This is a genomic window from Microcoleus sp. B3-D2, assembly GCF_036705345.1.
Lineage (GTDB): Bacteria > Cyanobacteriota > Cyanobacteriia > Cyanobacteriales > Microcoleaceae > Microcoleus.
Genome location: NZ_JAUBUG010000076.1, coordinates 25,809 through 33,970 on the forward strand (window position 1 = coordinate 25,809; position 8,162 = coordinate 33,970).

Annotated in this window: 11 protein-coding genes and 1 pseudogene; 7 read left to right on the forward strand and 5 right to left on the reverse strand. The window is 42.9% G+C overall.

The window, feature by feature from the left end; translation table 11 throughout:
• Positions 1–48 precede the first annotated feature (48 nt).
• On the forward strand, positions 49–1,863 hold the full coding sequence (locus tag QUB14_RS23460; RefSeq protein ID WP_333219659.1) for a pentapeptide repeat-containing protein: 1,815 nt from the start codon (positions 49–51) through the stop codon (positions 1,861–1,863).
• Positions 1,864–2,148: 285 nt separating this feature from the next.
• Here the strand turns inward: QUB14_RS23460 and QUB14_RS23465 are convergent, their stop codons facing one another.
• Both QUB14_RS23465 and QUB14_RS23470 read right to left on the reverse strand, forming a co-directional pair.
• On the reverse strand, positions 2,149–2,631 hold the full coding sequence (locus QUB14_RS23465; protein WP_333219657.1) for a hypothetical protein: 483 nt from the start codon (positions 2,629–2,631) through the stop codon (positions 2,149–2,151).
• 278 nt (positions 2,632–2,909) lie between these two features.
• Positions 2,910–3,509 (reverse strand): glyoxalase-like domain protein, encoded by a 600-nt coding sequence (locus tag QUB14_RS23470; RefSeq protein ID WP_333219655.1) that lies wholly within the window; start codon positions 3,507–3,509, stop codon positions 2,910–2,912.
• A gap of 120 nt (positions 3,510–3,629) precedes the next feature.
• Here QUB14_RS23470 and QUB14_RS23475 point away from each other — a divergent pair, with 120 nt between their 5' ends.
• Positions 3,630–4,034, forward strand: a complete 405-nt coding sequence (locus QUB14_RS23475) for a gamma-glutamylcyclotransferase (RefSeq protein WP_333219653.1) — start codon at positions 3,630–3,632, stop codon at positions 4,032–4,034.
• 20 nt (positions 4,035–4,054) lie between these two features.
• Here the strand turns inward: QUB14_RS23475 and QUB14_RS23480 are convergent, their stop codons facing one another.
• Positions 4,055–4,774, reverse strand: a complete 720-nt coding sequence (locus QUB14_RS23480) for a response regulator transcription factor (RefSeq protein WP_333219651.1) — start codon at positions 4,772–4,774, stop codon at positions 4,055–4,057.
• An 85-nt stretch (positions 4,775–4,859) separates the two neighbouring features.
• On the reverse strand, positions 4,860–5,429 hold the full coding sequence (locus QUB14_RS23485) for an ATP-binding protein (RefSeq protein ID WP_333219649.1): 570 nt from the start codon (positions 5,427–5,429) through the stop codon (positions 4,860–4,862).
• A gap of 223 nt (positions 5,430–5,652) precedes the next feature.
• Between QUB14_RS23485 and QUB14_RS23490 the strand changes: the two genes are divergently transcribed.
• Genes QUB14_RS23490 through QUB14_RS23505 form a run of 5 tightly spaced genes read left to right on the forward strand, consistent with a single transcriptional unit; the run spans position 5,653 to position 7,892 of the window.
• Positions 5,653–6,465 (forward strand): hypothetical protein, encoded by an 813-nt coding sequence (locus tag QUB14_RS23490; RefSeq protein ID WP_333219646.1) that lies wholly within the window; start codon positions 5,653–5,655, stop codon positions 6,463–6,465.
• A 13-nt stretch (positions 6,466–6,478) separates the two neighbouring features.
• Positions 6,479–6,865: an IS630 transposase-related protein gene (locus QUB14_RS23495; RefSeq protein ID WP_333219644.1), complete on the forward strand. Its 387-nt coding sequence runs from the start codon at positions 6,479–6,481 to the stop codon at positions 6,863–6,865.
• On the forward strand, positions 6,862–7,215 hold the full coding sequence (locus QUB14_RS23500) for a transposase (protein ID WP_333219642.1): 354 nt from the start codon (positions 6,862–6,864) through the stop codon (positions 7,213–7,215). The genes QUB14_RS23495 and QUB14_RS23500 overlap by 4 nt, the downstream gene beginning before the upstream one ends.
• Positions 7,216–7,219: 4 nt before the next feature.
• Positions 7,220–7,426, forward strand: a complete 207-nt coding sequence (locus tag QUB14_RS28815; RefSeq protein ID WP_445251859.1) for a hypothetical protein — start codon at positions 7,220–7,222, stop codon at positions 7,424–7,426.
• 16 nt (positions 7,427–7,442) lie between these two features.
• Positions 7,443–7,892, forward strand: a complete 450-nt coding sequence (locus QUB14_RS23505; RefSeq protein ID WP_333297341.1) for an NACHT domain-containing protein — start codon at positions 7,443–7,445, stop codon at positions 7,890–7,892.
• A gap of 138 nt (positions 7,893–8,030) precedes the next feature.
• Here the strand turns inward: QUB14_RS23505 and QUB14_RS23510 are convergent.
• Positions 8,031–8,162, reverse strand: a pseudogene (locus QUB14_RS23510) (IS4 family transposase); the annotation flags it as partial.

An 8,162-nucleotide genomic window follows, 5' to 3' on the forward strand; every position in this document is an offset into this window, starting at 1 on the left:
TTGCTAGAAGTTACTGGTGGACAGCCTCGTTTTTTCAGATTGCTCACATTGCTCTGCACCTTTAGTCTTGCCCTTTTTGCTGGTAGCTTTGCCGGACTACTGGGCGGTTATCTCAGCAAGATACTGTTCTACTCATCTGAGCCGGTAGAAGGAGCTTGGCTGACAGCGAGTGTTGTCTTGGTTATTTGCGTATTCTCGATCGAGACAAAGCAATCTAGCATAGCTAGCGGTTTGTGGAAAGCTGGTTTAACAGTAGTTGTCACCTCTATTGCAGCAATGGTAATACTGCAAAACCCTGATTCTTTTTGGGTGACTCTTTTAGCTACATCAGCTTTTCTCGGATGCTATTGCTTAGTTTTTATAGCAAGTAGTTTTTCCCTGTGGCTTTTCCTGGTTTTACTAAAGCACAGCTTCCACAAGAATGTCAAGACTTTACACAAAATCTTAATAATTGTTTGCTCAACGCTTATTTCCTATGTGGTTGGTAGCAAGCCTCCTGTCCATTCTGCAATTGCATCTCAATATTTTGCAGAAATCAAGCTGTTAGCCGGTTTTGCGTTCGGAGCCTTGACTGTCCAACTAAGTTTTTACGTTAGTGATATTAATAAACCTAAGAAAAATTTTGAATTTTTAAGGAATTGGGCGATCGCCTTCAGTACCTTAAGAAGTACCTCTTTTTATGACTTGGATCTCAGCGATATTGATTTTACAGGTGCTAAGCTTGCCAATACTGATTTAAGAGCAAGGAAACTTTACCGAACACGGTTCAACAATGTAGAAGGTTTGGAACGAGCAAGAGTCGATAATCGTTATCTTGACTTAGATGAGCCAAAAGTTCAAATGCTCCTCACTCATGGAGTTTGTAAAGAAAAGGATTTTAGGGGCATCAATTTGCAAGGGGCATATCTACAAGACGCTACCATGCGTGAGTATGATTTTACAAATGCTAACTTAAGTGGAGCTGATTTGAGTGGAGCTGATTTAAGTGATAGTATTTTTGTGCAAGCTGATGTAACTGGGGTAGATTTTACAGAAGCTACTCTGACCGGAATCTGTATTGAAAACTGGAATATCAACAGTCATACTTGCTTTACGAACGTTAAATGTGACTATATTTTCCGCAACCTAGATAGTAGAGGAAAACCGACAGATCGCCATCCCAGAGAGGGCAATTTTAACCCTAGAGAGTTTGAATCCCTCTATCAGGAAGTTGGCAACATTGTGGAATTGGTATTCAAGGAGGGATTAAACTGGCGAGCATTTGCTTTTACCTTACAAAAACTCCAGTTAGAAGATGAAGGAATGGGCTTGGAATTACGCGGGATTGAAAAGCGTGGCGACCTATGGATTGTGAAAGTCGCTCACAATGACAATCTTCTTAGTGCTGAGGTTGAGCGCAATTTGTATGCCAGACATGAAGAAATGCAAGCACTCCTAGTAACCAAAGAGCAACAAATCAATCAGCTATTGGGAATTGTTTCCGATCAATCTGCTGCTCTCAAAAACTACAGTCAAAAACCCTTTGGTCAAAATTTCTTTATCTCAGGCAGTACCATCACTAACTTGGCAGGTGAGGCGATCGAATATCGCGAAGCAGCAGGTCAAGTACGGAGTATTGTCGCCAGCTCCAATCTAGGAGAAATTGTCACCACCGCTCAAAGCTTTCTCACGCAACTATCTGGACAAAAGGTAGCTGCCACGGCTGAAACTCAGGTAGACCTGATCCAACAGGTAATGCTAGCGGAGGCAGAGAAAGATCCAATCTTTAAGCAATTTTTGCGGCAGCAAGGACAACAGATTTTGGCAACCATTCCCGAGGGATCTATTGCGGCAGCACTACGAGGAGCGATCGCTCAACTCTAGTAAACCCTGATTGCATTGGCAATCGAGCCTCCCTTGAGTTTGCCGTTGGCTTTTACGACGCTTTAGGTGCTGGGCGATCGATTGATGATGCGTTTAAGCTTGGCTGTATTGCTATTGATTTGGAAGGGATTCCCGAGTCTCTAACGCCCGTACTGAAGAAGAAAAATATATAACTAGCAAAACATCAAGGATAGTCCACCAGAACATCTAAATTAACAGCACTGAAATTTCTAACCAGGCAATCGCCTCCTCACAAAGTTTTTATTACTAATCTTTGTATAAAGCTCAGCTTGCAGGTTTTACTAAACTTTTCTCCCAAGTCTCACAAATTCCAGTAGCCACGTATTTGGCAACTTTTTTGATAATTAGAGTTGCCAGCAGAGTAGCAACCGCAGGAGCCAACCCAACTCCACTGACTAAAACAGGAGCCAACATCCCAGCCGCTTTGGTATAGTTCTGATTTATTGTTTCATCTAAAATCTTCCGAGTCTCTGCATCGTCTCCTCCGAGGGGTTTGCACATCAGCTCGTAAGTTAAGGGGTTGACGCGATCGAAAAGCTGGCGACCAGCATCTAGCAATCTTGGATCGATCGCTGCTCTAGCCGCAACGTTGACATCAATAGATTCCAAGGAAGCTGGGTCTACCCCTGTTGCTCCACGTCCAGCAACATCATCCCCTATGGCTTGTACGCGAGAGCCTAGCTGAGCTTCCAATACATCATCATCCAGCTCCCACAAACTTGCCACAATGGCTTCAACTTCTGTCATTTCTACTTATCTCCAGGCTTTAGTTAACAATAGAGTTACTGATTATTCTGGGGATATAAAAATATCTTCCGAAACCAATCAAGCTAGTTTAACCAAAATATAGTGATATTTCAAAAATCTCAACTATTCTTATCATTTTTTGATTGAGCGATTATCTCTCTGGAGATGAGCCTTTTTCGCGACTAATATCATTCCGGCACCGCCGGAATGATATTACCCAACAAAAGAAGCCGGGGGTAGCGCGCGAGATCGTTTTACTTTTAATTAGAACGACCTACTTAATTACTAACCTCAGCCATTTCAATGACGCGGCCATCGTAATCCTTGACCAAAAAATTCAGCGGCTTTTCCCGGCGAATTTTATAACTAATGCCGCGAGTTTGTACCCTCATCAATAGCTGATCCAAACATTCGCGATCGAAACAAACGTGACGCGGGCGATTTTTTTCCCCTACACCGGCGCCGCTAATAATGTGCAGTTGGGTATTTTTCATCAACTGATACCACAAACCATCCGGACTCCCCATCGTTTGAGAGCTCGTTGCCCTCCCGACATTCGGCGACAAATACAGCGGATCGATACCAGTTGTCCCCAAAGTTTGCTCGTAATTGTAGTAGTAGTGCAGCGGCACTTCTGCTACGGGCAGGTTTAGCATACCTTCATAGAATTCCCTCGCTTGCCCGAGATCCGATACCATCACCGTGTGTACCTTCGGAGCACTGGTGAGAAACATCCACATCGCCCCCGCATAGGCGGCCAGCAGCATTACCATAATCCCTTGAGTCGAAAACAAGCTGTCTAGGGGCAGGGACGGCAAAAAAGAGCTCAAGTACAAAGGCCGAAGTCCAAAAGCAATAAAACTAACTGCTAGAGTCATGAATTATAAGAAAGGGTAAACAACGAAATTTATCAAGATTGCAGTCGCGATCGCCCGCGAGACTTAAACTATTAGCTTAGCCATCTATGTTAGCAAAAACTAGCGGTTAAGCCCTACCCGATGAAAGTCTTTGTATACGGCACACTCAAACCGGGCGAGTCCAACTACCTCCGCTACTGCGAAGGAAAAGTTGTGGATGCTTGCCCCGCGATCGCCCGGGGTCAACTTTTTGCGCTGCCGATCGGCTATCCTGCGATGATGGCCGGAGATGGCACAGTCTGCGGTTTTCTCCTCTGTTTCGCAAACTCGGCTATTTTGGACGATTTAGACCGATTGGAAGACTATCATCCGCTGCGGGAACCGACACAAAATGAATATCAGCGACAGGAAATCGAAATCTTCGATCCACACCTCAAACCTTTAGGCACGGCTTGGGCTTACTTCATGTTACCCGATCGCGTTCGTTCCCTAGGAGGCATCTGGCTGCCCGACGGCAGGTGGGAAAATAGGTTTTTCACCAAATAAGGTGGTTAATGCCGATGAGCTTAGTAAATAGCCATTGCAGTGGGCGAAGGTGGCTCAAACCTGTAACCGTAACCCCGAATAGTTTTAATAAACTGCCATCCACTAGCATCAACTTGAATCATTTTCTTGCGAATCTGAGCGATATGTACGCTAACAACTTTCTCTTCTCCTGTGTCGTTGCAGTTCCACCCCCAAATTTTTTCAATTAGCTGTTGGCGACTCCAAGATTGATTGGAATGACTAGCCAAAAAATACAAGATATTAAATTCCAAGGCTGTTAACTTGATAATGCCATCGTTGAGTGTTGCTTCCCGGCGCGCTGAATCGATCGCGAATCCATCGAATACAATACGTGATGGATTCACAGGCCTCATGCGTCTCAACACAACTTCTATACGAATTGCCAACTCGGCAAAACCAAAGGGTTTGCAGATATAATCATCAGCACCGGCGGACAGGACTTTAATTTTATCCGCTTCGTCTGTACGGCTGCTTAGCATTACCACAAAAACATTAGTACGGCGCTGCATTTCCTGGCAGAGGTGATAGCCTGTAGTATCCGGCAAATTCCAATCAAGAATTACTAGCAGTGGCTTGAATTTTTCAAACAATTCTAAAGCCGTCTCGCCATCTGCTGCCGAATCTACTTGATATTTCTGATTTAAAAAGCGATGAACTAGATTGCGGATGGCTGCGTCATCATCCACAACGAGAATCTGGGGAGTAGTATCAGTAGTCATCACAAAAAAGTTTCTTTTTATTGTCAATTTAAAGCTGGCAATTACAGAACAGCTTTAGTGAAGCGTCAATCCCACCTAGTTCCAACTAATACAGATTTTTTTGGTGCAATTCTTCTTTCAACTTCGCTTGAATGTCAAAAGGCTCTCCCCAATCCCAAATTTTTACTTCTAGGTGTTCGTTAAATACCATTATTTCAAGCTCTATCGGAGTTTCTAATGGCATATTTTTGTGAGCGTGGCGAACAGCATTCGTAAACCCTTCAATCACAGCAAGTTTACACTGATGCAAAACGGCTAGGGGAATTGGTAGAGGATCTAACTGTTCAACCCACGATAAAACTTGAGCAACAGCCTTGATATCAGTATTTACTTGAAGGATCAATTTTTGAACTAGCTGGTTATAACTTGGCTCTGGTTGGCGATTTAGTTGCTTTTGAAACCTGAAATTAAAGCTGTTTAAAACATCGATCGCGCGCTTAAAAAAACCATCTTGACTGCTGTGTTGGGATGGTACTAGACCAGGGTGATAATATTTTACAATGAACAGACAGTTTCGACTGTCAGAAGTGCGGGTATAACTTAGCTCATCGGCAATTTTGCCAATAATTTTTATACCTATTCCACCTGACGGAATTTCATCTATGTTATCTCTCATGGTGCTATCCTTTGTCATCATTTAATGTGTACTTTTTTACCGAAAAAAGAGAGTGGCATTCTCAACGATTAAGTTTGCATGATTTATGCCTGACTTTTCCCGTATGCCGTGCAGTTGTTGTCCAGATCATTTTCTCTTTTTTGCTCGGGTCTTGACAAACTCAGTTTGCGATCGCTAAACTGAGCGAAAACTGACATTGACAATGAGATAAGTAAATTATATAATGACCACCCTCAAAGCCTCTGAGGAGGGATTAGTAAAAATTAGGCAAGCTAGAAGAGAAAGGGGATGGACGATAGAAGACCCCAGATGGTTAGTAAAAGCTAGTAAAGCATTAGATCCAGATCGAACTTGGACAGAAGCCGGACCCTATGCCGATGGCCTTTCGCTGCCCACTTGGAGGCGCTTTTTAGCAGGAAGAGAACCCATAAAAGCCAATGCTTTCAAGGCCTTCTGCACGGTTTTGCAGTTGAATTGGGAAGAAATTGTCGATCGTCCTCCTTTAGCCTCCCCTTACCAAGGGGAGGTTGGGGGGGTTAGAGATTTTTGCCAACAGCCTATTGATTGGGTAGTGCAAGAGATCCGGCAAAAATGCCACAGCAAAATCCAACAGCTTTACAGCAAAATGCAACTCTTGGATATTGCACAGCCCGTTGATGTCAGCAACCTCTACGTTGAAGTCAACATTTTGGAGGAAATTACCAGTTGGCAGCCGGGAGAAATTCGCGATTTACTGAGAGACTTCAACCCAGATGCAGATAACTTTAACCGCTTAGGTTTAGGTAAAGTACGCCAGAAACGAGTATCAGGATTGGATGCGGTGAAATCTCACTCTAAACTAATGGTACTCGGCAAACCGGGTTCCGGTAAAACTACTTTTTTGAAACACATCGCCATTCAGTGCGATCGCGCCAAATTTGAAGCCAACAAAATACCGATTTTTATCTCTCTCAAAACCTTTGCTGAAATCGCTAATGTTGACTTATTAGAATATACAGCACTTCCGGATGTTATGAGGTACAATAGAATCGACTAAAAATAATATACCAATGAAAGCATACTCAGTAGATTTGCGATCCAAAATAGTAGCAGCCTATTTAGAACAGAAGCTGTCGATCAGAAAAACAGCAGAAATATTTGCCTGCAGTAAAAGCTTAGTTCAAAAACTTGTCAAGCAACAAAAAATCGAGGGAAACTTACAGCCTAAACCCCGGGGTAAACCCAGATTCAGTCATTTAAATAACGGCTCAACAGAGGTAAGAGAAATAGTGGCAGCACATCCCGATGCAACCTTGGTAGAATTGTGTGAGTTATTCGCCCAAAAGACCGGAAATTGGGTAGGCAGAACAGCAATGTGTAGTGCCTTACAGAAGTTAGGATTAAATCGAAAAAAAAAACTGTCAGGAGTAGCCAAGCAGGAACAGAAAGAGTCATGAAGTTAAGGTTAGAGTATTGGGAAAAAGTCAAGGATATCGAGCCAAAAAATTTAGTATTTTTAGATGAGACTGGAGTGTTGCTAGGTTTAAGCCGAACTCATGCACGTTCCCAACTAGGGACTAGAGCCTATGCGGTCAAACCTTTTTATCGAGGCCAAAAAGTCACAGTAATTGGTGCAATTAGTTTCAACCGAGTAGTGGCATTAATGACCCTGGACAACTCGATGGATAGCCAAGCATTTGAGGTATTTATCGAGAAATGCTTAGTGCCACAATTGTGGTCGGGAGCAGTAGTAGTGATGGATAACTTACCAGCGCATAAAGTAGATTCAATTAAGCCCGTAGATTGAAGCGGTGGGTGCTTCTATCTTATGTTTGTCCCCATACTCTCCTGATTTTAATCCAATTGAATTATGGTGGTCGCAACTCAAATCTTTATTGATCCAGTTTTCACCAACCAGCACTAAAATGGTTGACAGGATAATTGCTGTGGCTCTTGACTTAATTAATCCGAAACATCTCAAAAACTGGTTTACTAATTGCTGCTACTGTACCTCATAACATCCGGAAGTGCTGTATCAGCGACGAATTTGCCAGTTGCGGAGTTGAGGCGCGATCGCAAACTGAATTCGCACTCAGTCAAGGCAGAGGGCTGATTTTGCTGGACGGCTTAGATGAAGTGCCAGAATCAGATAGCGATGCAGTCGTCAGACAGATTCGTCAGTTTGTCCAAAAGTATTACAACAATCTGTTTATTATTACCTGTCGAATTGCCGCTTCTAAGTACAGATTTCACGACGAAGCCTTTACCTGTGTTGAGGTAGCCGACTTTAATTGCGAGCAAATCGCTGCCTTTGCGATCAATTGGTTTGTGGCATTTTCCCATAATCTGGAGGCAGGGAAAGCTTTAGCTTCTCAATTTGTAGAGAAGCTTAAACTGCAAAAAAATCAGCAAATCCGAGAACTGGCAGTAACGCCTATATTGCAATACGGTTTACTTAAGGCTTGGGAGGCTTTAAGATTTTAAAAACAGGAGGATTCATTTTTATTCCAGTACCTCTGTGTTTAACTTGTTTGGATTTAAATTTTGAAACAGGTTTTTTGACAACTCTTGGGTTGTTTCTTTGAACTCTTTGCGATAAACTTGTATCAAGTATCTCCCAATTCAACCAAATAAAAAAAAGGGGATTTCTTCTGGTTCTAATCGCTGAAATTTGGGCACAGCACGACGAATAACTCGTAATGCACCCGTGAAAGAAAGACTTAATGGGGAAATTTCTGCACTATGCGCTGTTTG

What these genes read in the sequence shown, in the direction of transcription:
- QUB14_RS23485 (WP_333219649.1), bottom strand. Translation starts at nt 5,429, where the DNA reads ATGAGAGATAACATAGATGAAATTCCGTCAGGTGGAATAGGTATAAAA.
- QUB14_RS23465 (WP_333219657.1), bottom strand. Translation starts at nt 2,631, where the DNA reads ATGACAGAAGTTGAAGCCATTGTGGCAAGTTTGTGGGAGCTGGATGAT.
- QUB14_RS23475 (WP_333219653.1), top strand. Translation starts at nt 3,630, where the DNA reads ATGAAAGTCTTTGTATACGGCACACTCAAACCGGGCGAGTCCAACTAC.
- QUB14_RS23490 (WP_333219646.1), top strand. Translation starts at nt 5,653, where the DNA reads ATGACCACCCTCAAAGCCTCTGAGGAGGGATTAGTAAAAATTAGGCAA.
- QUB14_RS23480 (WP_333219651.1), bottom strand. Translation starts at nt 4,774, where the DNA reads ATGACTACTGATACTACTCCCCAGATTCTCGTTGTGGATGATGACGCA.
- QUB14_RS23470 (WP_333219655.1), bottom strand. Translation starts at nt 3,509, where the DNA reads ATGACTCTAGCAGTTAGTTTTATTGCTTTTGGACTTCGGCCTTTGTAC.
- QUB14_RS23495 (WP_333219644.1), top strand. Translation starts at nt 6,479, where the DNA reads ATGAAAGCATACTCAGTAGATTTGCGATCCAAAATAGTAGCAGCCTAT.
- QUB14_RS23500 (WP_333219642.1), top strand. Translation starts at nt 6,862, where the DNA reads ATGAAGTTAAGGTTAGAGTATTGGGAAAAAGTCAAGGATATCGAGCCA.